This window comes from Sulfitobacter noctilucicola (genome assembly GCF_000622385.1).
GTDB classification, from domain to species: Bacteria; Pseudomonadota; Alphaproteobacteria; order Rhodobacterales; family Rhodobacteraceae; genus Sulfitobacter; species Sulfitobacter noctilucicola.
This window is the reverse complement of sequence record NZ_JASD01000008.1, coordinates 85,990-107,909: the sequence shown is the minus strand read 5'-3', so window position 1 is coordinate 107,909 and position 21,920 is coordinate 85,990. Positions and strand designations below refer to the sequence as shown.

Here is a 21,920-nt window from a genome sequence, read left to right as displayed (position 1 = left end):
TCTTAGACCCGCTCGATGATCGTGGCGGCACCCATGCCGGACGCAATGCAAAGCGTGGCGAGACCTACTTCTTTGTCCTGACGCTCCAGCTCGTCCAGCAACGTGCCGATGATCATCGCACCGGTCGCGCCCAGCGGGTGCCCCATGGCGATGGAACCTCCGTTAACGTTGACCTTCTCGTGCTCGACATTGAACGCTTCCATGAAGCGCATGACCACAGCAGCAAAGGCTTCGTTGACCTCGAAAAGGTCGATGTCGCCAATGTTCATGCCGTTGTCTGCAAGGATTTTTTCGGTCACCGGAACGGGGCCCGTCAGCATGATGGTCGGGTCTGTCCCGATCTTGGCTGTGGCGCGGATACGCGCGCGTGGCTTGAGGCCGTACTGTTCACCAAATTCCTTGTTGCCGATCAGCACTGCCGCCGCACCATCCACAATACCGGACGAGTTGCCCGCGTGGTGAATGTGGTTGATCCGCTCAAGGTGTGGGTATTTCAGCATGGCGACTTTATCAAAGCCGGGCATGACCTCACCCATCTGCTGGAACGCAGGGTTGAGCGAGCCCAAGCTCTGCATGTCTGTTTCGGGGCGCATGTATTCGTCATGATCGAGGATCGTCAGACCGTTCTGGTCTTTGATCTCGATCACGGATTTGGCAAACCGCTTGTCATCCCATGCAGCTTTCGCACGCTTCTGGCTTTCCATTGCCAGCGCATCTGCGTCATCGCGGGAATAGCCGTATTCAGTGGCGATGATGTCAGCAGAGATACCCTGCGGGACAAAATACTGCTCCAGCGCGAGGCTTGGATCGACGGCAATGGCTGCACCATCGGAACCCATCGCAACGCGGCCCATCATTTCGACACCACCTGCGATATAAGCGTGGCCTGCGCCACCGCGTACCTGGTTGGCGGCAAGGTTCACCGCTTCCATACCGGACGCGCAAAAGCGGTTGATCGCGAGGCCGGGGATACTCTCGTCCAGATCGGAGGCGAGTACGGCAGAACGTGCAAGGCAGCCGCCTTGCTCCATGACTTGGGTTACATTGCCCCAGATCACGTCTTCGACGGCATGGCCCTCAAGGTTGTTGCGCTCTTTCAGAGCGTTCATGGTTTGCGCTGACAGGCGCAGCGCAGTCACTTCGTGCAGTGCGCCGTCTTTGCGGCCTTTGCCGCGCGGGGTGCGCAGGGCGTCGTAGATATAGGCGTCGGTGGTCATATGTTTACTCCGGTTCTTATCATTATTCATGCGCGAAAGGCGCGTGGTGTGTCAGGCCCGGTCCGCTGGAGATCCGGGCATCAGGTCATAGGGGGCTTTCCAGCCCGGTGTGTCCGAGATGCGCGTAAGCCACGCATCAATATTCGGCCACTCGGCGCGGTCAAAGCCGAACGGTTCGGGATAGAATAGGTATCCGCAACAGGTCATGTCGGCGTTGGTGATGCTGTCACCAACAATCCACTCGCGCCCTTCAAGATGGCTGTTAAGCACGTCATAGGCAGCTTTGAGGCGGCCCAGGTTAAAGCCGATCACCTCTTTGGGTTGCTTGTCTTCGGGCAGGAAGTTCATCAAAAACCGCGTGACCCCGGCCATGGAACTGAGCTTGTGGTTATCCCAAAGGATCCAGCGCAGAATTTCGCGGCGTTCTTCAACGTTGCGGCCACCGTGCTTGCCCGATTTTTCGGAAACGTATTCCTGAATGACGCCTGACTGTGTCAGTTTGATGTCCCCGTCTATCATCACAGGCGCTTCGCCCATCACATTCATCTCGCCGCGAAACTCCGGCGTGCGCCCCTGACCGGCGAAAAAGTCGATCTTGACCGGCTCCCAGTCCAGACCCGATAGCTGAAGCGCCAGAGCCGCCTTGTAGGAGTGGCCGGATTCGCCGAAGCAGTGCAGTTTAATGGTCATATGATGGTCCTTTTGCTGCTGTTGTGTGAGGGGCCTTGAAAGAATGAAACGAAACGTGGATCCGTTCTTAATCTCTTGGCCTGATATCTCACCCCGTCTGTCGCCTGAGGCGCGCGATTACAGATTGCGCGCGATCAATTCCTTCATGATCTCGTTGGTGCCGCCATAGATGCGCTGGACGCGCGCATCGGTCCACATCTCGCCGATGGCGTATTCCTGCATAAATCCATAGCCGCCGTGCAGTTGAAGGCATTCATCAAGCACTTCGCCCTGTGTGTCAGTAAGCCAGTATTTCGCCATCGCCGCGCGATCGACGGTCAATTCACCGCGCAGGTGCTCTGCCATACACTGGTCCAGAAAAGCCCGCGCAACTGCGGTCTTTGTTTTGCACTCGGCCAGTTTGAAGCGGGTGTTCTGGAATTGCAGCAGGTTGCCGCCAAAGGCTTCGCGTTCCTTACAATACGCGATGGTGCGCTCAACTGCACCTTCCATTGCGCCCACTGCTTCGCAGGCGATGATCAGGCGTTCCTGCGGCAATTGCTGCATCATCTGATAGAAGCCCTTGCCTTCTTCTTGTCCCAGAATGTTCTCTGGCGGAATTTCGACGTTGTCAAAGAACAGCTCAGACGTGTCGGACGCGTGCTTGCCGATTTTCTCAAGATTGCGACCGCGCTGGAAACCCTCTGCGCCGTCGGTCTCAACCACCACAAGGCTGACACCTTTGGAGCCTTGTGTCGGGTCCGTTTTTGCCGCCACGATGATCAGATCGGCGTGTTGGCCGTTCGTGATAAATGTCTTTTGCCCCGACAGGCGATAGGCGTTGCCCTCGCGAATGGCTTTGGTCTTGATGTTTTGCACATCTGATCCGGTGGAAGGTTCGGTCATCGCCAAGGCACCAACCATCTCGCCCGAGACCATCTTGGGCAACCAGCGTTTCTTCTGCTCTTCTGTCCCGTAGGACAGGATGTAGTGCGCCACGATACCGGAATGGATGCCGTTGCCCCAGCTGGCCAGATTGGCGCGGGCCGCTTCGATCAGAATTGCCGCTTCATGGCCGAAATCACCACCGGCTCCGCCATATTCTTCCGGAATAGAGGCGCACAAAAGGCCAAGTGCGCCAGCCTCGTTCCAGGTATCACGGTCCATTTCGGACTGTTTGCGCCACTTTTCGAATTTGGGGGCCCATTCGGTGTTGATGAAGTTCGCGGTCATATCCGCAAGCATTTGATGCTCTTCAGTCATCCAGCTGGATGTTTGCGTCGCGATATCTTTCATCGTTTCCTCCCGGCGTTTCTTAGCGTTTTCGGTCTTCAAGTTCGGCGTTGAACAACCTGAGCCTTGCGGTCAGGTTCTCCTCGTTCATCACCGAGCTAAAATTCTCGAACAGAAAAGACAGGGCCTCCCCTTCGTCCAGTCCCGCCTCGGCGCTAAATTTTTTCAGCGCGCGGTAGCCATCCTCTGTCATGGCGACGGGAAAGCGACGGGTCAGGCGAAAGCGTTTGGGCACAGGTCTCTCCGATATGGGTAGGGCGGGGGCAAGCCCCGCCGCCACCTTAGAAGTTAGCCACGTCCAGCGCCATAACCGTGTCCGCACCTGTCTGGATGCGGGTCAGGTGAAGCGCGGTGGCAGGAAGCTGACGCGCCATGTAATAGCGGCCGGTTGCCAGCTTTGTCTCATAGAACGCCGCGTCAGAGGCACCACCAGCCAGCGCATTTTTCGCTGCCAGACCCATTTTGGCCCACATCAGACCAAGGCAAACATGGCCGAACATATGCATGAAGTCGTTTGACCCCGCCAACGCGTTGTTGGGGTTTTTCATGCCGTTCTGCATAAAGTACATGCCAGCCGCTTGCAGATCCTTGGACGCATTCTTGAGCGGTTCCATGAAGTCCTTGTCAAAATCAGCGTCCTGACCGGCGTTGTCCTTAATGAAGGATTTGACCAGATCGAAGAAGGCCATAACGTGCTTGCCGCCATCCTGAGCGAGCTTCCGACCCACCAGATCAAGTGCCTGAACACCGTTCGCACCTTCGTAGATCATGGCGATACGTGCGTCGCGGGTGAACTGGGACATGCCCCACTCTTCGATGTAGCCGTGGCCACCATAGACCTGCTGGGCTTTGACGGTCATGTCGTAGCCGACGTCCGTCAGGAAGCCCTTGATCACTGGTGTCAGCAGGGACACCAGACCATCCGCGTCCTTATCTTCGGAGCGGTGCGCGGCATCAATCATGGTTGCGCCCCAGAGGATGAACGCCCGTGCGCCCTCGGCAAAGCTCTTCTGGTCCATCAACGAACGGCGCACATCAGGGTGCACGATGATCGGGTCAGCCGCCTTGTCGGGGGCTTCGGCACCGGTCACGGCGCGGCCTTGCAAGCGGTCCTTCGCATATTCCAACGCGTTCTGATATGCCACGTCGGCCTGTGCCAGACCCTGCATGCCCACACCCAGACGGGCTTCGTTCATCATTGTGAACATGGCGCGCATGCCCTTGTGCTCTTCGCCCAAAAGATAGCCGGTCGCTTCGTCGTAATTCATCACGCAGGTGGAGTTGCCGTGGATTCCCATTTTTTCTTCGATAGAACCGACAGATACGCCGTTGCGCTCACCCAGTGAGCCGTCTTCGTTCACGACGAACTTGGGAACGATGAACAGGGACACCCCTTTGATGCCTTCTGGACCGCCTTCGATTTTGGCAAGGACCAGATGGATGATGTTGCCAGCCATGTCATGCTCGCCGGAAGAGATGAAGATCTTCTGGCCGCTGATCTTGTATGAACCGTCCGCCTGTGGGGCGGCCTTGGTGCGCATCATGCCCAGATCGGTGCCGCAATGCGGCTCGGTCAAGTTCATTGTGCCGGTCCATTCGCAGGACACCATCTTGGGCAGGAAGGTGTCCTTTTGCGCGTCCGTGCCGTGCGCCAGAATCGCTGAGGCAGCACCGTGGGTCAGGCCCTGATACATGGTGAACGCCTGATTGGCTGCCGAGAACATCTCGCCCACGGCAGAGCCGATGACCTGCGGCATGTTTTGACCGCCATACTGTTCTGGCATGTCCAAACCGGTCCAGCCACCTTCTTTGACCTTCTCGAAAGCATCTTTGAAACCGGTAGGCGTGTAGACGACACCGTTTTCCAAACGACAGCCTTCGGTATCACCCACTGTGTTCAGGGGGGCGATCACTTCGGACGTCAGCTTGCCCGCTTCTTCAAGGATCGCAGAAGTGAAATCCGGATCAAGGTCCTCATAACCGGGGATCGAGGCTTCATTGATCTTCAGAACATCATGCAGCACGAACTGCATGTCTTTCGTGGGCGCTGTGTATGATGGCATGTGGCTCTCCGTTGGAATGGAATATGAGTGTTTGTCTTGTACTGCCTATTCGGCAGCGGTCCTGCGGGGTTGCCGGATCGATGTGATCATCTTTTCCCCCCACTTGAGCTGTTCTTTGAGATCATCAATCGCCGCATCAAGTTCCTTGCGCTGGTTTTCCATGTCGGCCAACCGATCGCGCGCAATGTCGAGTGCACGGGTGATCTGTGTCTGTTGCTGGTCGCCCATGTGGTACAGGTCGAGCAACTGGCGGATTTCTTCGAGGCTGAAACCGAAACGCTTGCCGCGCAGGATCAACTTGAGACGCGCACGGTCGCGACGGGTAAACAGGCGTTTTTGTCCCTGACGCTCAGGGAAAAGCAACTCCTTGGCTTCGTAAAAGCGCAAGGTCCGCGGTGTTACCTCAAAGGCGTCGCACATCTGGCGAATTGTCATCATGTCACTGGTCATTTCATCTTCTCTCATCACACTGCGTCGTTGAATTACTCTAGGGCATGTGTGGTGTTTGAGGGATGCATACAATAGAGATTTACATTGACGTAAGGGGGACGTTACGTCAACTTTGAGGTTGACGTAGCTAGACCTTTGGTAATGCTGTGCTTTTAGTGAAGCGCGAAATTCGAACTTTTTTGGATCTTGGCACCGGTGGCAGCGATATATTGCCGGAAAAGCCGGTTTAGCGTCATTTAACCACGCACGGTGTGTGCGCACACACCCTCCAAAGCTACGCGGCGGTATGGTGGCGTTACAGCGTTGCAAATAACGCGCAAAGGCCGACTTATCGTTGCTGTGTTAACCAAATATTAACCAAAGTTAATAATAGTTTGAGGTCCGGCTAAACGTCGTTTCCACACTTTGAAAGGGGTATCATGGCCAGTGCCACGACAGGACAGGTGCATTCAAAGCTACAGGATGAATTGAGCGAAACGGTATCATCATTGTCGGTTGCTGCCCGACTGATCGAAGAAGGAACATTCGAGCTTGCCGACAAGGTGCCCAGCACTGTGGTCGGGGATCTGATCGCGGTGACGGTTGAGCTTGAAAGGCTTTTGGACCTTATCAAAGAAACGGCAGAAATCACGGACGAATAGACACGCGATTTTTACCGCATGCCTGGGCCTTCAGCTGGCTTTTTCCGCTGTCTCAGGCGCATCCAGTTCAGCGAGGTAAGACGCAGTCTCGTCGCGCGATCGCTCCAGGTCTTTTATCGCCACGTCCAGTTGGGCGCGTTGTTCTGTAAGCTCGGCCAGTTGCTCATCAGCAAGATTGACCCATGCCCTCATCTGGCTTTCGGTGCCTTCTTTTTCGTAAATCAGCAGCCATTGCCGGATAACCTCAAGCGGGAAGCCGTATTTCCGGCCATTCAGGATCAACGCCATGCGGGCCCGCTCGCGCGCTCCGTAGAAACGCGCACGTCCCTCACGGTCTGGCTGCAGCAGTTCGATATACTCGTAATACCGCAGCGTACGTGGCGTCACATCGAATGTGGCGCACATTTCCTTAAAATTAAGACGGTCTTCTTCCATAGTGCTTCGCTCCCGGAGGCATAGGCTAGGACGATGGGCAGGCAAGCGCAACAGGTGGTCTTGCCCTTTGGCAACTTGCCACAGATAAAGAACGAAATTCGCTAGAAGGATCGCACGGCAATGTCGAACATGATCAAGCTTGCAGGACAATTCATACAGGCACTGCCGCATGCGCAGGCACTGGGCATGACCCTTGATGCGCTGGAATCAGGGGATGCGACGATCTCCATGCCCTATTCGGAAACGATTGTCGGTGATCCGAAAACCGGCGTTGTGCATGGCGGAGCTGTTTCTGCGTTGATGGACACATGCTGCGGGGCCGCTGTCATGAGCCACCCCAGCAATCCAGCGGGCACGGCAACAATTGATTTGCGCATCGAATACCTGCGCGCTGCCACACCGGGTCAGCGGATAACGGCGAAGGCGACGTGCTATCACGTTACGCGCTCAGTGGCCTTTGTCCGCGCAACCGCAATGGATGAGGAAGACGACGTTCCCGTCGCCATGGCCACGGGAACATTTACGGCAGGGAGCGGCAAATAATGAAACGTCCCGAACCGATGCAGGTGGTCAAACAACGTCGTGACGGTGTGTTGCGGACGCTGGTTGATGCCGTCCCGTACATCCGCTTTTTGGGTATCCAGTTCGAGCGGCGCGGGGACGAATTAACAGCCATCATGCCCTTTAAAGAGGAGTTGATCGGCAATCCGATCCTGCCCGCGCTTCACGGCGGCGCGACTGCTGCTTTCCTCGAAGTCACAGCGATTATTTCGCTCAGCTGGGGATCAATCTGGGAAGAAATGGAGAGCGGTGGGCTGGATGTCGAAAACCTCGACCGTGACCACTTGCCACGTCTGCCCAAGACTATTGATTTCACGGTGGACTATTTGCGCTCGGGCTTGCCGCGCGACGCTTACGCGCGGGCGCGGATCAATCGGGCGGGGCGGCGCTATGCAAGTGTTCATGTGGAGGGGTGGCAGGACAATCGTGCGCGGCTCTACGCTCAGGCGACAGGGCATTTTGTGATGCCAAAGCGTGAAGGATAAAGCCAAACCCACCGCGGCAGAAGCCACTGCCGCGATCACGCACCGCAGGGTTCTGCACATTGCACTGCCGATTGTGGTCTCAAATGCGACGGTACCGATCCTGGGGGCGGTGGACACCGGTGTTGTTGGTCAGATGGGGCTTGCGGCCCCGATTGGTGCCGTCGGGCTGGGGGCCATCGTTCTGTCTGCCTTCTATTGGTTCTTCGGGTTTTTGCGCATGGGCACTGTGGGGTTGACCGCGCAGGCCGCAGGCGACGACGACACCGCAGAAGTCGCCGCACTTTTGACACGCGGATTGCTGATCGGGCTCGGCGCAGGTTTGGCGGTGATTGCCTTGCAGCTGCCCCTGTTCTGGGCGGCGTTCAGCGTATCACCAGCATCCTCCGAGGTGGAATTGCTCGCGCGGCAATACATGAGCATCCGCGTCTGGTCTGCCCCGGCAGCGATTGCGATTTATGCCATCACTGGGTGGCTTATCGCACAGGAACGCACGCGAGCTGTCCTTGTGATCCAGCTCTGGATGAACGGTCTGAATATCGGTCTTGATCTGTGGTTCGTGCTTGGGCTCGATTGGGGTGTGCAAGGTGTTGCTTTGGCCACCTTTCTGGCTGAATGGAGCGGGGCTGCAATGGGCTTATGGTTCTGCCGCGCGGCATTCCGTAGCCCTGACTGGCGCAACTGGCTGCAGGTCTTTGACCGCTTGCGCTGGGTGCGTATGGTTAAACTGAATACCGACATTCTGATCCGGTCGATGTTGCTCGAAGCGATCTTTCTGTCCTTCGTATTTCTCGGTTCTGACATGGGTGACGTCACGCTGGCGGCAAATCAGGTTCTGCTGCAATTCCTGATGATTACGGCTTACGGTCTGGACGGTTTTGCCTTTGCAGCCGAGGCATTGGTGGGCCGCGCCGTGGGCGCACGTCATGTGACCGCTCTGCGCCGTGGTGCCGTCTTGGCGTCATTCTGGGCGACGTTGATCTCCCTGTTAATGGCCGTCGGCTTCTGGACTATGGGGCCTCAAATCATTGATCTGATGGCCAAAGCCCCAGAAGTGCAGACAGAGGCGCGGATCTATCTTGGGTATGTTGTGCTTGTCCCGCTGGCGGGCGTTGGTGCCTTTATGCTGGATGGTATCTTCATCGGCGCAACCCGTTCGCGGGATATGCGCAATATGATGGGCATTTCGTTCCTGATATTTGTTGGAGCGGTGGCCTTGCTTGTGCCGGCTTATGGCAATCACGGTCTATGGGCGGCGATGCTGATCTCTTTTGTCGTCCGAGGGATCACGCTGGGTCTGCGCTATCCGGCGCTGGAACGCGCGGTCACGGCACCTTGACGGCTTGCAGCATAAAGCTCATCGGGATCTGCACATCTTGACCTGCATAAATGTCGTAATCAACTTCACGGATAGAATGCGGGAATTCCCTCAAACCGGTCAGAGCCAATCCGGCATCAAGACAGCTTTGCACGATCACGCCGAGTGGATGGATGAACCAATGGCTCTCTGACACATCATCAGGGGTTGAGCCGTCATAAGTGATTGCGCCGGTCTCGATGAACGGATCGGGGCGGAAATAACTGATGGTGGGGCGCATCGGGTCAGCGGCCTCGGGATCGAACATCTCAAGTACCGGATGCGTTTCGTAAATTACCAACCGCCCGCCATCGCGCAGCAGGCGCGTCACGGCATCAAAGAATGCTGGCAGGTCCGGCATCCAGTTCAGAACACCGATAGTGATAAAGGCAACATCGAAACCGGTTGGGCAGTCCTTGGGAAGATCGTAGATATCCGCCTCAAGAAAACGGGCAGGGTGGCCGGAGATGTCGCGCAGGATCGCCGCTTGCGCCAGAAAAGCCGCCGACTGGTCGATCCCCCAGCATTCCTTCGCACCCAAGGCACAGGCTGACAGGACTTCGCGCCCGTTGTTACAGCCAATCTGCACGGCGCGGCCCCCCTTTATGCCTGCTGCGATCAACGCGTCAGACAGGGTACTGTCAAAGCGTGAATAGGTGGCATCGGCAAAGCCTGCGCGCAGTTCCTGCCAATAGTCACCCTGACCATGATGCGGAGCGGAGGCGTCCCAGGCCGCGCGATTTTTAGCGGTGACTTCCGAGAAATCTGTCACACAAGGTCCAATACGGTTTCGGGAGGTCTGCCGATGACGGCGCGGTCCGCCTTGATGGCTACGGGACGTTCGATCAGAATCGGATGCGCGACCATCGCCGCGATTAACGCCGCATCCGGTGTATCTGGACCCAGCGCCATTTCCTTGAACACCTTCTCGCCGGTGCGCATCATTGCGCGCACGGATGGCATCCCGAGCATCTCTTGCAGTTCGGAGATTTCTTCCGCACTTGGCGCATCCTCAAGGTATCGCCTTACGACTACATCTGCGCCCGCGTCTTTCAGCAATGCAAGTGCCGCGCGTGATTTGGAACAGCGCGGATTATGCCATAGCGTGATCACAACCAGTCCTCCCGCTTGCTGCCAACGGCGTCTGCAACAGTCTCGAACCCGTCCCGCGCCAGCAGTTTGTCGAGGCCTTGAGCAATTTCGGTCACTAGCGAAAGACCGCCAAAAACCAGCGCCGTATACAGTTGGACAGCACTCGCGCCCGCGCAAATCTTGGCATAGGCATCTTGAGCAGAGCTTATGCCGCCAACACCCACTAGCGGAATATCCGTAAGGGTCGAAAGGCGTGCCAGTACCCGCGTTGAGCGTTCAAACAGCGGCGCGCCCGAAAGCCCGCCCGCTTCGTTTGCATGAGGACCGTGCAGGCCGGTGCGATCCAGCGTGGTGTTTGTTGCGATAATGGCGCTGACACCTGCGTCTGCTGCAACTTCAGCCACATCGGCAATTTCCGGCTCCGTCAGGTCGGGCGCAATCTTGAGGAAAACCGGCGTGGTGCCGCGCACTTCGATGACACCCTCCAGCAGACCAGCAAGGGCCGCCTTGCCTTGCAGATCGCGCAGCTTTTCGGTGTTGGGCGAAGAGACATTTACCGTTGCGAAATCAACGTGGCTGCGGGCGGCTTCCATCACGCGGGCAAAATCTGCTGCGCGGTCTGTGCTGGTCTTGTTAGCCCCTAGGTTAAGGCCGACAGGAATGCCGGTTCCACGCAGGGCAAGTCTGGCGCAGATGCGTTCGGCGCCTTCATTGTTGAACCCGAACCGGTTGATCGCGGCGCGGTCCTGCGTCAGGCGGAAGAGCCGTGGCTTGGGGTTGCCGGGTTGCGGCAAAGGGGTTGCGGCACCGACCTCGATAAAACCAAAGCCTGCGCGCGATAGCGGGGCAATAGCCGTTGCGTTCTTGTCAAACCCCGCCGCAAGGCCCACCGGATTGGGCAATGCAATCCCCGCGAGCGTGGTCTTGAGCCGTGGGGTTGTGACGGGTCCCGACTTGGCCGCAAGTCCGCTTTGCAGGGCGCGAAGTGCGATACCGTGCGCGGCCTCCGGGTCCAGCCGGCGCAGGGCGCTGAGCCCCAGACGCTCAATCAGGGTATTCACGCAAAATGATCCTTGGCTTCGGCACCTTGTGTGCGGATCAGGCGCGATGTTTTTACGGCGGCCTGGCGGTGTACAACCTGCTTTTGGTAGTCAGGGTCCGATATCATCGCAAGAAAAGCATGCGCAGTTGGATAGGCCACGATAAACATGGCATCCCAGACTTCATCCGATGGACCGATCAGCGTCGCCTCGAAGGTCCCGCGCCAGACTATGCTGCCACCGACTTTTTCAAGGATCGCGGCGGTCTTCTCGCCGTAGAGCGCATAGGCTTGCGCACCCGTCAGCCCATCGCGAGCCAACTCGTGATCGCCCGGATAGTTCGCCAGATCGCGAAACCGGACGAGGTTCAGCATGTTCAGGGGGGCATCACGGTCGAGCGCCTTGAATGCGTCGAACTGCATGCGGTCGGGGTCGACGTAATCGGTCATTGGCTTGCTTTCTCCAGTCCGGGCGGAAATTGATGCACACCATCTTTCAGCTCCAGCGGCTGCGCCCAGACGACATCAGACATCAGCATTTTGCGGTAGAGGTGCGGGAAAAGCGCATCCCCACGCGACACTTCCCATTTCAACATTTCGCCCGCGGCATCAGCATCGACAGCCACGAGGAAAAGATCCTCAGCACCGGCGAAATGTTTGGAAGCGGTTTCTGCGGCCTGAGCGGCGGTCGAGAAGTGAATGTAGCCGTCAGCCAGATCAATCGGCGCACCCGCAGTTTCGCCATCGCGGCGCAAGGTCTGCCATTCATCGGTTCGGAAAATCTTGAAAATCAACATGGATTGGTGATGCCTGTCCATGCGTGCGGGGTCAAGCCGCGAGACCGAGCTCTGTCGTGCTAATCTGTGTCGGCTCCGCGCCGAAGCTGCCTTGGTATTAAGCGGCAATGAAGTGGACGTGGGGGCAGGCACCGACAACATCTTTGACAGCCTGCGGGCCGCAGGTCACGATAGGCTATCAGATTCCATTTGGGGGAAAACCAATGACACGATTCCTGACGAGCGTTGCAGCACTGGGCCTGATGGCCGGCGCTGCGGCAGCCGATTATCAACTCACAATCCTGCACACGAATGACTTCCACGCGCGGTTCGAGCCGATCAGCAAGTATGACGGTCCTTGCTCCGCCGAGGACAATGGCGAAGGCAAATGCTTTGGCGGCTCTGCCCGTCTGGTCACGGCGATCAACGAGGCACGCACACGCACCAACAATTCGATCCTTGTGGATGGTGGCGACCAGTTTCAGGGCACATTGTTCTACACCTATTATAAGGGCGCGCTTGCGGCCGAGATGATGAACAAGATGGGCTATGACGCGATGACCGTGGGCAACCACGAATTCGACGATGGTCCCGAGGTCCTTAAGGGTTTCATGGACGCCGTTGATTTTCCGGTTCTGATGTCGAACGCCGATGTTTCGGCAGAACCACTTCTGGCGGACACTCTGACCAAATCCACCGTGATCGAGCGCGGCGGTGAAAAACTGGGCCTGATTGGCCTGACACCACAAGACACTGACGAGCTGGCAAGCCCCGGTGACAACATTACCTTCTCTGATCCGGTTGCGGCCGTGCAGGGCGAAGTCGACAAGCTGACAGCGGATGGTGTGAACAAGATCATCGTACTCAGCCACTCTTCTTATGCGGTGGATCAGGAAGTTGCGGCAGGCACCACAGGTGTTGATGTGATCGTGGGCGGCCACTCGAATACATTGCTCAGCAATACCAATGATCGCGCAGCAGGTCCTTATCCGACCATGGTGGGCAACACTGCTATCGTGCAGGCCTATGCCTACGGCAAGTTTCTGGGCGAGCTGAATGTCACCTTTGACGACGATGGGAACATTACCGAAGCCGCGGGCGAGCCGATCATTCTGGATGCTGCTGTAACGCAAGACGAGGGCACCGTTTCACGGATTACCGAGGCAGCAGCCCCGCTTGAAGAAATCCGCAGCAAGGTTGTCGCACAGACGGACGAAGCCATTGGCGGTGACCGCGAAGTCTGCCGAGCGCAGGAATGCACCATGGGCAACCTGATTGCCGATGCGATGCTGGCGCGTGTAGCGGATCAAGGCATTCAGGTCGCGATCCAGAACGGCGGTGGTATCCGTGCATCCATCGACGCGGGCGAAGTGACTATGGGCGAAGTGCTGACGGTCCTGCCGTTCCAGAACACGCTGTCCACGTTTCAGGTGACAGGTGCTGTTCTGGTCGAAGCGCTTGAGAACGGTGTGTCGCAAGTCGAGGAAGGCGCAGGCCGCTTCCCACAGGTTGCTGGCATGTCCTACGCCTTTGATGCCAAGGCTGAGGCAGGTTCACGCATCAGCGATGTCATGGTCGGTGGCGCACCCATCGAGATGGAAAAGACATACGGCGTTGTGTCCAACAACTATGTCCGCAATGGCGGTGATGGCTATGCCATGTTCAAGACGGCTGAAAACGCCTACGACTTCGGGCCCGATCTGGCAGATGTAACAGCTGAGTTCATCGCGGCCAATGCGCCATACAAGCCATACACAGATGGCCGTATTACGGTAAAGTAGCGACCGTCGATTTCAGCAACAAGAGAAAGGCGCATTGCTAAAATGCGCCTTTCTTTCGTTTTTCAAAGCAGCTGCAGAAGCCCAAGAGCGCGCGCGCCGCATTTGCCTCTTCAGTGTCCCGCGCCCTTGAGCTGCTTGAGCACGCCTTCGAGGGACTTGATGTATTTCACGGCGATGGCGACTTCCTGATCGGCCCGTGATTGTGCCGCTGCCGCCTTTTTTTCCCATTTCTTCATCGACTGGACCAATCGAAAGCGCTCAAGCAGATCGTTGCTTGTCTGATACATGTCCCAGTCGGCCTCAAGAACCTGAACCGCATGGACGAAATCGTTTGTGATCGCCTCTCCGAAGTTGTCCTTGAAGCGGGATACGCGGTCTTTCAGCGCCCTCATTTCATCGCTGATGTCCTTTACAAGGCGATCCGCGCGCTTTCCGTGTTCATCCTGTTTCTTTGAATACTTGTCGGAAACCGAGGTGAAGTCATGCGGATTTGCCAGGAAATCCTTTGGGCTTTTTCCCAGCGCGAACAGCATGCCGTTTACATCACATACACCGGTAGGGCGGACGCCGTACCGTTTCTGGATGGCCTTCACCGCCTTTTCGGTTTCGGCGGTGAATTCCGATGCTGCGTTCGGGTCTGAGGGATCGGGAACCTTTTTGAACCCCTTGTTGTAGAGCGCCGCGTTCAACGGAATGATATGGCCGCCCTTGCTGCCACGTTTAACAATACTACCCAAGTGAAATACTCCTTGCTCAAATCACTTTCTCAAAACAGGGCCAATGCCCGCGATGAATGGTTTGGAAAAAGGCACAAAATTAATGCCGGTACGCGAAATAGCGCAGTTCCTATGAATGGCGGGAGGGTAACAAGCGGCCTGATGCGGCGTCAACGTTTTTGGGAAAATGCATCCGGGCCGGCGTTCTGCGTTCTGTAGCCTGCGGGGGATTGACCGTAGACGCGCTGAAATTCGCGGTAGAAGTTCGAGCGGGTCAGAAACCCTGCCTGTGTCATCACCTTTGACACCGAGGCGTCCGTTTCACGCAGGAGCCGTGCGGCGTGGTTCAGCCGGAAACCGTTCACATATTGGGAAACGTTCATGCCTTGGCTGTTATTGATTGCGCTGGACAGATTGCTCTCCGGCACGCTGAGCCGGCGGGCAATGCGTTGCACGGTCAGGTCCGGATCGAGGTAGATCTGGCTGCGGTTCAACATTTCGCGTGCAGAAGCTTCAAGTTTTTGGTCTTCATCTTCGGCCTGCGGGGCAGGGCGGCCGGCACTTGATTTCTGGCCCGCGACAAGGACGGGAACGCTGGCAAGGATCACCAGCAACACCGCGATCAGCAACGCCGACCCCATGGTTACAAGTGCCGGTGCCTGCTGTCCTCCGCCAAGTGCAAAATTCAGCGCGATGGTGGTATCAAGCGTCAGGAGGGCAACCAGCAAACCAGCGGCACCCCATGCCCAGCGCACAGCATTGGCCGCAATATCAAGGCGGGCAAATATCAGATGATCCGGACCGCGCCGCGCCAGCCGGATCAGGAGCACGGCATAGATAATGTAGCTAAGCGCGATAAACACGTCGACTTCGCGGAAATAGCGGATCATGACCAACAGGACCAGCGCCGTCACAGCAGCGATGCCCAGATGCAAAATCATGCTCTTGCGAAATTCCTTGGGCGGTTGCGCAAGTGCAGCAAACCCGAGGTAAAGGATTGGCCCCACCGAAAGCGGCAGAACCCGCTGCAGTGGAATGAAACGCTCCACGCCGTAGCCAAACCGCAACCCGACCAGCAGCGACTGAACCGCAAAGTCGGCAAAGAGCAAAGCAAAGAAAATCGACGCCGCGCGCCGACCCGGATCAAGACGCAACATCAAGGGCGCGATCACTGCACAAAGCAGCGATGCCAGCATGGGCAAGGGGATCGAGATCATATTCGTACCCATATCTGTCCTCTTATCCGCATGACCTGTCCTTGATCGTGATAGAGGACAGGGTTTGACCGCTCAACCCGTTGTTTTATTGAGCGTGGTCCGCAATCTCAATGTCATCAACACCCCACACAAAGGAAACGGGACATGAGACATACACTTCACATCACCGCACTCACCCTCGCAATCTCTGCTGGCGCAACATTTGCAGAACCGGCGCAGGCCGATACGATGAATACCGGCATCACCGCACTTACTGTAACCGACAGTCGCACGGACCGCCCGCTTGAAGGCTTCCTGTGGTATCCCACAACCGAAAACGGGCGGATCGAAACGCACCACACCAATGCGGTTTGGCAGGGCATTGAAGCGATTGAAGATGCGGCACCAGCAGAGGGCAAGCACCCCTTCGTGGTCCTGTCCCATGGCATGTACGGGAATGCGATGAACCAGACGTGGCTTGCGGATGCCTTGGTGGATGAAGGTTATATCGTTGCAGCCATCAGCCATCCCGGCACGTCGACTTGGTCGCGAGACCCCGATCATGCGCGGCAAATGTGGGACCGGCCGGCAGATATTTCGCGGGTTATCGGCCATGCTTTGAGCGATCCGTCACTAAGCGGTCTCATCGATGCTGAACGTATCTATATGGCGGGTCATTCGCTGGGTGGTTTTACGGCGATGGCACTGGCAGGGGCGCAGTACGATGCAGAAGGGTTCGAGGCCTTTTGCGCGGATCAGCCAGATGAACTGGTTTGTGGCATCTTTGCCAATTGGCAGGTTGGCAAGACACCGGAAGATCGAGCTGCGATGAGTGCGGATTTGTCAGACAGCCGGATCAAGGGTTTTGGCGTTTTCGATCTGGGTGGGACGCAGACGTTCTCAGCCCAAAGTCTTGCCGCGATTGAGCGCCCACTGCTGGTGATCGGCGCACCGGTAGATATCGCCGGTCTCGATCTGGACATTGAATCGCGCGCTCTGCGGGCGGCCTTGCCAGAGACCCAAGTGACGTACTTGGAGCCCGAAACCCTGTCACACTTCGATTTTCTGAGCGTGTGCAAGCCTGCTGCGATGGAGATTTTGGCAGAGGAAGAACCGGGCGACGAAATCATCTGCAAGAATGGCGATGCCGAGCGTGAAGCGGACCATGCGCTGATCGTAAAAGCAGTTGTTGCCGCGTTCCAGTAAAACTGCCGAAGACAGCAGCGGTATCTCAGGTGCCGCTGCTATCAGTTTCCAAAGACGGGGCATCATTCTGGGATGTCTCAGCTGTTTGCAGGTTGGATGTACGCCCCGCATTGATCGGCTGGAAGTTCGACTTTTCATCCTCTGCAACAGCCTCGCGTTTCGCCATACGCCATAGGGTGTAAAGGATGACCATGCCATGTGCGCAGGCCGTCACGAGAAACAAGGCGCGTATGCCGACTTCTGTCATCGCCCAGCCTGCCACTGTCGGACCCACGATCGACCCGATACCATAGGTCAATAGCAGGCCACCTGAGATCTGGATCGCAGTACCGGGATCGGCGTGGTCGTTCGCATGCGCCACGATAATCGGATACATGGCATAGATTGATCCACCCAATAGTGCGGCGAGCGCGAGGTTCAGCATGCGCCCCTCGGGCGCGATCACGATAAAGGATAAATCGGCCGCCAGCGCCAGAACAGCAACACCGGTCAGAACCTTACGACGGTCCATCCGGTCTGACATCAGGCCGATTGGCATCTGCATCACCGCACCTGCGAGGATCGGCACAGCGGTAAAGACGGCGACCGCAGTCAGGACCAGCCCCACCTGTTGAGCATAAACAGGGGCCAGCGTACCAAAGGCCGCATTGGAAACGCCAACCCAAAAGACCGCGAATACCGCGACGGGAGAGTTGCGCCAGAGTGATTTCATATTGAGCTTCACGCTTACCAGCGGGGCGGGGGTAGATGTGTTGCTCAGCGCTGTGGGAACGAGGGCAAGGCAATAGAAAATCGCGGCAAGCGCGAAGAAGAAAAATCCGGACGTGTCGCCGAGTGTCAGCATCAGGTAGCCGGCTGTATTTGCGCCGAGATTGACCATCGTATAAACGCCGAAGACCCGCCCGCGTGATCCGGGGTCGGTCTGTTCGCTCAGCCAGCTTTCCACAATCATCGCCGCACCGGCAAAGCAGAAGCCGCAGACGCCGCGCAGGACTATCCATGCCCACGGCATGACAGCAATAGCACTTCCCAGCATCGACACTGCCGCAATTGCGGCCAATGCGCCGAAGGCACGGATATGGCCCACCCGCGCCACAAGTGCGGGCACCATGATACATCCAGCAACGTATCCCACAGCCCAGCCTGTGCCCAAGAGCCCTAAAGAAACGCTCGAAAACCCCTCCGCATTGCCGCGCACTGGCAAAATAAGCCCATTGATGCCTCCGGCGAAAAGCAGAAAGGCTGAACCAAGCAAGAGCGAGAAAATAGGGAGATATTGACGCATGAGGCGGGCCTTGCTTGCGGGTTTCACTGACCTTTGCAGATCACACTTGCCATGAAAACCCGCAAGGTTCATTTTGCGCTGTCAAAGAAATCATCCTACATTGATGGGCAAGAATTGACCTATGGGAGCGCCGCAAATGTGTGGACGCATGGCACTGACCTTGCCACCGGATGCGATGGCGCAATTGTTCGCGGCTGCCCCCGCGAATGATCTGCCTTCAGTGCCCAACTATAATGTGTGTCCGACAACACAAGTTCCTGTGGTCACAAGCGACGCAACTGCCACACGCAAGCTATCCGCGATGCGGTGGGGGTTCATTCCGAAATGGTACAAGAGACCGTCCGGCGGCCCCTTATTGATCAATGCGCGGGCCGAAACGATTGCGGAAAAGCCAGCCTTCCGCGATGCGGCCCGCACCCGCCGCGCCATCATCATCGCGACAGGCTTTTATGAATGGACGAAGGACGCAGAAGGCGGGCGTGATCCGTGGTACATTTACCGCTCTGATGCAGCACCGTTGGCCTTTGCTGCGGTTTGGCAGGACTGGACCGATCCCGAGGGCGGGCGCATGCAGACCTGTGCTGTTGTCACGACGGGCGCGAACGAGAGTATGCAGGCCATCCATCACAGGATGCCTGTTATCCTGAATCAACAGGATTGGCCGCTTTGGCTGGGCGAAGCCGACAAGGGGGCTGCTAGGTTAATGATTGCCGCACCCGATGATCTGCTGTCATGGCACCGCGTCTCGCGTGCGGTCAATTCCAACCGCGCAAGCGGGCCGGAACTTATAATCCCCCTGGCGCAGGACGCCAAGGAGATTTGACAGCCGTTACAAACGGGGAGTGTTACTCAGAAAGTGGCGGCGTATCGTAGCTGACTTCGCCTTGCATTTCGATACCACCGCTCACACCCGTAAAGACCAGCGGGGTCTCTTCTGACAGGCTGAGGTGGTATGTTCCGTCCATCCCGATTGGGCCGGAGGACCAGACATCTTCCGGTCCACCCATTTCATGGGTTGCGCCGGATTCGTTGCGAAAGATCACTTCGTCGCCTGCGCTGACGTAAGTTACAGCCGGAAAGTATCCGCCTTCCATAATCAGAACAACGTGGCTTTCCGCTTGTGCAGCACCCGCAATAAACGAGGTCGCAACAGCGAGGGCGCAGATGCCCGAACGATAAGAATTAAGCATAGTAATGCTCCTAGTAACGGCCCCACCCGGTCACATACAATTTGCACTAAAGGGTAAATGAGGCGAAAATTTGGCGCCTCCGCCATTTTTGCGTCCCGCTATGCGTCATTTGTTTGTGTGGCCAACCACGTGCGGAAAGCGGTCAGTGCAGGGCCTTCCTCGCGGGCGTCGGGCCAGACCAGAAAATAGCTGCCTATACTTTGTGTTGTCTGGGCAGAGGCGAGCACCAATTGCCGATCCTTGAGGTAGGGATCGGCAAAGAACGTCGGAAGCAGTGCGACACCCAGACCGTGGATCGCTGCCTGCGCCATCGTAGAAAACTGATCGAAAACCATACCAACGGGTGGCTCTGCCTCGACCTCCAATGCGGCCAGCCAGCGTGACCAACCTTTGGGCCGTGTCTCAAGATGCAAGAGTGGATGGTCCAGCATGCCTGCGGGGTTCTTCAGCGGATGGGGCAGAAGGTCGGGCGCGCATACCGGCACCACCGTTTCAGGCATCAGGGGCAGGTAGCGCACGCCGGGCCAGTCCTCGTGACCAAAATGAATGGCCGCATCAAAAGGACTGTCCGCGATGGCGAAAGGCTTTAACCGTGTGCTGAGGTTTACGGTAACTTCAGGGTGGGTCTGCGCAAAATCCCGAAGTCGCGGGGCCAGCCAGTGCATGCCGAAGGCAGGTAGTATGGCGAGGTTGAGTGTGCCAACTGACGGGCTGGTGCGGGCCGAGACTGAGGCTTGCGCCAGGGAATTAAGGATATCGCGCACCTTACCCACATACGCACGCCCCGCTTCGGTCAATGTTAACTGCCGCCCCTGACGGGCAATCAGCGTCACGCCCAGTTGTTCTTCGAGGGTCTTGAGCTGGCGGCTGATCGCGCTTTGGGTCAGCGACAACTCTGCAGCCGCTGCTGTAGCGCTGCCCAGACGTGCCACGGCTTCAAAGGCGAGCAGGGCAGAGATCGAAGGCAGAAAGCGGCGCGGGGCTATCATATGACTTTTTCTCATAGGTTCAGAAGAAAGCAGCGATAGTCTTTTGTGCCGGAATTTGCAATAAGATGGCAAAACGAGACGCTTTGAAAGGAACTGCCATGAATGCCGAAGCCCCCATCCTGCGTGCCAAGGACGCCCCTGATCTGGGTACTTTTGACTGGTCCGACCCCTTCCGCCTGGACAGCCAGTTGACCGAAGACGAGCGTATGATCCGCGATAGTGCACACGCCTATGCGCAGGAAAAGCTGCAACCTCGCGTCATCGACGCCTTTGCCAATGAGACCACGGACGAAGGCATCTTTAAGGAAATGGGCGACATGGGCCTGTTGGGGGTTACCATTCCCGAAGAATACGGCGGGCTGGGCGGCAATTATGTTTCGTACGGGCTGGTCGCCCGCGAGGTCGAGCGTGTGGACAGCGGATACCGCTCCATGATGTCCGTGCAGGCAAGCCTCGTAATGTATCCGATCTATGCTTACGGATCAGAAGCGCAGCGCAAGAAATACCTGCCCAAGCTTTGCTCTGGCGAATGGATCGGATGTTTTGGCCTGACCGAGCCCGACGCGGGCTCTGACCCGGCTGGCATGAAGACGCGGGCCGTGAAAACGGCCAACGGCTACAAGCTGACTGGCTCCAAAATGTGGATCTCGAACGCGCCGATTGCGGATGTGTTCGTGGTTTGGGCTAAATCCGAAGAGCATGGCGGCAAAATCCGCGGCTTCGTTCTGGAAAAAGGCATGAAGGGGCTGAGCGCGCCGAAAGTGGGCAACAAGCTGTCCCTGCGTGCGTCGATTACCGGTGAGATCGTCATGGACGGTGTGGAAGTAAGCGAAGAAGCTTTGCTGCCGCATGTGTCCGGTTTGAAAGGTCCGTTCGGCTGCCTGAACCGCGCGCGCTATGGTATTTCCTGGGGTGCGATGGGTGCTGCCGAGTTCTGCTGGCACGCGGCACGTCAATACGGTCTGGATCGCAAACAATTCGGCAAGCCGTTGGCGCAGACACAGCTTTTCCAGAAGAAGCTGGCCGACATGATGACCGAGATTTCGCTGGGCCTGCAAGGATCCTTGCAGGTGGGGCGTCTGATGGATCAGGCGAATGCCGCGCCGGAAATGGTGTCGATCGTCAAGCGCAACAACTGCGGTAAGGCGCTGGATGTGGCCCGCAACGCACGTGATATGCACGGCGGCAACGGGATTTCCGGTGAATTCCAAGTGATCCGTCACATGATGAACCTTGAGACGGTGAACACATACGAGGGGACGCATGACGTGCACGCATTGATCCTAGGGCGTGCACAAACCGGCCTGCAGGCGTTTTTCTAAGACAGGGTCAGGTGCGTAACCGTTCATGCCAAAGCGTATATTTGCGAATATGGGCTTTGACCGGAACGTGCCGGAATTTGTTTGATGTTGTTGTCGCGCAAGCGCGATATGAGTTTAAGAGCCAAGTAAAGTTGGGGGTTGCACGCAAGTGCGACCCCCT

General features: G+C 57.2%; 25 protein-coding genes. 8 read left to right on the top strand and 17 right to left on the bottom strand.

The window, feature by feature from the left end; all coding sequences use genetic code 11:
• Positions 1–2 precede the first annotated feature (2 nt).
• From Z946_RS0103975 to Z946_RS0103950, 6 genes are all read right to left on the bottom strand, one after another.
• Positions 3–1,217 carry an acetyl-CoA C-acetyltransferase gene (locus Z946_RS0103975; RefSeq protein WP_025054443.1) on the bottom strand — a complete coding sequence of 405 codons (1,215 nt, stop codon included), beginning with the start codon at positions 1,215–1,217 and terminating at the stop codon, positions 3–5.
• 51 nt (positions 1,218–1,268) lie between these two features.
• Positions 1,269–1,907, bottom strand: coding sequence for a glutathione S-transferase family protein (locus tag Z946_RS0103970; protein WP_025054442.1), 639 nt, complete (start codon positions 1,905–1,907; stop codon positions 1,269–1,271).
• Between the two features lie 117 nt (positions 1,908–2,024).
• Positions 2,025–3,182: an acyl-CoA dehydrogenase family protein gene (locus tag Z946_RS0103965; protein WP_037969065.1), complete on the bottom strand. Its 1,158-nt coding sequence runs from the start codon at positions 3,180–3,182 to the stop codon at positions 2,025–2,027.
• Between the two features lie 19 nt (positions 3,183–3,201).
• On the bottom strand, positions 3,202–3,414 hold the full coding sequence (locus Z946_RS0103960; RefSeq protein ID WP_025054440.1) for a hypothetical protein: 213 nt from the start codon (positions 3,412–3,414) through the stop codon (positions 3,202–3,204).
• A 46-nt stretch (positions 3,415–3,460) separates the two neighbouring features.
• Positions 3,461–5,242, bottom strand: a complete 1,782-nt coding sequence (locus tag Z946_RS0103955; protein ID WP_025054439.1) for an acyl-CoA dehydrogenase C-terminal domain-containing protein — start codon at positions 5,240–5,242, stop codon at positions 3,461–3,463.
• A gap of 45 nt (positions 5,243–5,287) precedes the next feature.
• The gene (locus Z946_RS0103950) at positions 5,288–5,692 is read right to left on the bottom strand and encodes a MerR family transcriptional regulator (protein WP_025054438.1); all 405 of its coding nucleotides are present in this window, start codon (positions 5,690–5,692) and stop codon (positions 5,288–5,290) included.
• A gap of 419 nt (positions 5,693–6,111) precedes the next feature.
• Here Z946_RS0103950 and Z946_RS0103945 point away from each other — a divergent pair, with 419 nt between their 5' ends.
• Positions 6,112–6,333 (top strand): hypothetical protein, encoded by a 222-nt coding sequence (locus tag Z946_RS0103945; protein ID WP_025054437.1) that lies wholly within the window; start codon positions 6,112–6,114, stop codon positions 6,331–6,333.
• Between the two features lie 30 nt (positions 6,334–6,363).
• Here Z946_RS0103945 and Z946_RS0103940 read toward each other — a convergent pair whose 3' ends face one another.
• Positions 6,364–6,768, bottom strand: coding sequence for a MerR family transcriptional regulator (locus Z946_RS0103940; protein ID WP_025054436.1), 405 nt, complete (start codon positions 6,766–6,768; stop codon positions 6,364–6,366).
• A gap of 120 nt (positions 6,769–6,888) precedes the next feature.
• On the opposite strand from Z946_RS0103940, the gene Z946_RS0103935 reads away from it, so the two are divergent.
• Genes Z946_RS0103935 through Z946_RS0103925 form a run of 3 tightly spaced genes read left to right on the top strand, consistent with a single transcriptional unit; the run spans position 6,889 to position 9,150 of the window.
• Positions 6,889–7,311: a PaaI family thioesterase gene (locus Z946_RS0103935; RefSeq protein WP_025054435.1), complete on the top strand. Its 423-nt coding sequence runs from the start codon at positions 6,889–6,891 to the stop codon at positions 7,309–7,311.
• Positions 7,311–7,814: a PaaI family thioesterase gene (locus Z946_RS0103930; protein WP_025054434.1), complete on the top strand. Its 504-nt coding sequence runs from the start codon at positions 7,311–7,313 to the stop codon at positions 7,812–7,814. Before Z946_RS0103935 ends, Z946_RS0103930 begins: the two co-directional genes overlap by 1 nt.
• A complete protein-coding gene (locus tag Z946_RS0103925) occupies positions 7,804–9,150 on the top strand; it encodes an MATE family efflux transporter (RefSeq protein ID WP_025054433.1) in 1,347 nt (448 codons plus the stop codon). The genes Z946_RS0103930 and Z946_RS0103925 overlap by 11 nt, the downstream gene beginning before the upstream one ends.
• On the opposite strand, the gene Z946_RS0103920 is transcribed toward Z946_RS0103925, so the two are convergent.
• The 5 genes from Z946_RS0103920 to Z946_RS0103900 are packed head-to-tail and all read right to left on the bottom strand — an operon-like array spanning position 9,137 to position 12,096.
• Positions 9,137–9,940: a class I SAM-dependent methyltransferase gene (locus Z946_RS0103920; protein ID WP_025054432.1), complete on the bottom strand. Its 804-nt coding sequence runs from the start codon at positions 9,938–9,940 to the stop codon at positions 9,137–9,139. The two genes, Z946_RS0103925 and Z946_RS0103920, sit on opposite strands and share 14 nt — an antisense overlap.
• Positions 9,937–10,281 (bottom strand): arsenate reductase (glutaredoxin), encoded by a 345-nt coding sequence (gene arsC / locus Z946_RS0103915; protein WP_025054431.1) that lies wholly within the window; start codon positions 10,279–10,281, stop codon positions 9,937–9,939. The genes Z946_RS0103920 and arsC overlap by 4 nt, the downstream gene beginning before the upstream one ends.
• A complete protein-coding gene (locus Z946_RS0103910; protein ID WP_221228677.1) occupies positions 10,278–11,312 on the bottom strand; it encodes a quinone-dependent dihydroorotate dehydrogenase in 1,035 nt (344 codons plus the stop codon). The genes arsC and Z946_RS0103910 overlap by 4 nt, the downstream gene beginning before the upstream one ends.
• Positions 11,313–11,317: 5 nt before the next feature.
• Positions 11,318–11,749: a DUF1330 domain-containing protein gene (locus Z946_RS0103905; RefSeq protein ID WP_025054429.1), complete on the bottom strand. Its 432-nt coding sequence runs from the start codon at positions 11,747–11,749 to the stop codon at positions 11,318–11,320.
• The gene (locus tag Z946_RS0103900; protein ID WP_025054428.1) at positions 11,746–12,096 is read right to left on the bottom strand and encodes a DUF952 domain-containing protein; all 351 of its coding nucleotides are present in this window, start codon (positions 12,094–12,096) and stop codon (positions 11,746–11,748) included. Before Z946_RS0103900 ends, Z946_RS0103905 begins: the two co-directional genes overlap by 4 nt.
• 203 nt (positions 12,097–12,299) lie before the next feature.
• Here Z946_RS0103900 and Z946_RS0103895 point away from each other — a divergent pair, with 203 nt between their 5' ends.
• Positions 12,300–13,856, top strand: a complete 1,557-nt coding sequence (locus Z946_RS0103895) for a bifunctional metallophosphatase/5'-nucleotidase (RefSeq protein ID WP_025054427.1) — start codon at positions 12,300–12,302, stop codon at positions 13,854–13,856.
• Positions 13,857–13,966: 110 nt separating this feature from the next.
• Here Z946_RS0103895 and Z946_RS0103890 read toward each other — a convergent pair whose 3' ends face one another.
• Positions 13,967–14,593, bottom strand: a complete 627-nt coding sequence (locus Z946_RS0103890; RefSeq protein WP_025054426.1) for a peptidoglycan-binding domain-containing protein — start codon at positions 14,591–14,593, stop codon at positions 13,967–13,969.
• Between the two features lie 149 nt (positions 14,594–14,742).
• Entirely contained in the window at positions 14,743–15,801 is a 1,059-nt protein-coding gene (locus Z946_RS20980; RefSeq protein WP_025054425.1) for a helix-turn-helix domain-containing protein, read from the bottom strand.
• Positions 15,802–15,933: 132 nt separating this feature from the next.
• Here Z946_RS20980 and Z946_RS20405 point away from each other — a divergent pair, with 132 nt between their 5' ends.
• Entirely contained in the window at positions 15,934–16,974 is a 1,041-nt protein-coding gene (locus tag Z946_RS20405; protein ID WP_037969064.1) for an alpha/beta hydrolase family protein, read from the top strand.
• Positions 16,975–16,999: 25 nt separating this feature from the next.
• Here Z946_RS20405 and Z946_RS0103875 read toward each other — a convergent pair whose 3' ends face one another.
• The gene (locus Z946_RS0103875) at positions 17,000–18,259 is read right to left on the bottom strand and encodes an MFS transporter (RefSeq protein WP_025054424.1); all 1,260 of its coding nucleotides are present in this window, start codon (positions 18,257–18,259) and stop codon (positions 17,000–17,002) included.
• A gap of 136 nt (positions 18,260–18,395) precedes the next feature.
• Between Z946_RS0103875 and Z946_RS0103870 the strand changes: the two genes are divergently transcribed.
• Entirely contained in the window at positions 18,396–19,082 is a 687-nt protein-coding gene (locus tag Z946_RS0103870; RefSeq protein WP_025054423.1) for an SOS response-associated peptidase, read from the top strand.
• 22 nt (positions 19,083–19,104) lie between these two features.
• On the opposite strand, the gene Z946_RS20975 is transcribed toward Z946_RS0103870, so the two are convergent.
• Together Z946_RS20975 and Z946_RS0103860 are read right to left on the bottom strand one after the other, a co-directional pair.
• Positions 19,105–19,449, bottom strand: a complete 345-nt coding sequence (locus tag Z946_RS20975; protein ID WP_025054422.1) for a cupredoxin domain-containing protein — start codon at positions 19,447–19,449, stop codon at positions 19,105–19,107.
• Between the two features lie 98 nt (positions 19,450–19,547).
• Complete coding sequence (locus Z946_RS0103860) at positions 19,548–20,438, bottom strand: LysR substrate-binding domain-containing protein (protein ID WP_025054421.1); 891 nt, start codon at positions 20,436–20,438, stop codon at positions 19,548–19,550.
• A 98-nt stretch (positions 20,439–20,536) separates the two neighbouring features.
• Here Z946_RS0103860 and Z946_RS0103855 point away from each other — a divergent pair, with 98 nt between their 5' ends.
• Positions 20,537–21,760 (top strand): acyl-CoA dehydrogenase, encoded by a 1,224-nt coding sequence (locus Z946_RS0103855; protein ID WP_025054420.1) that lies wholly within the window; start codon positions 20,537–20,539, stop codon positions 21,758–21,760.
• Positions 21,761–21,920: the final 160 nt, after the last annotated feature.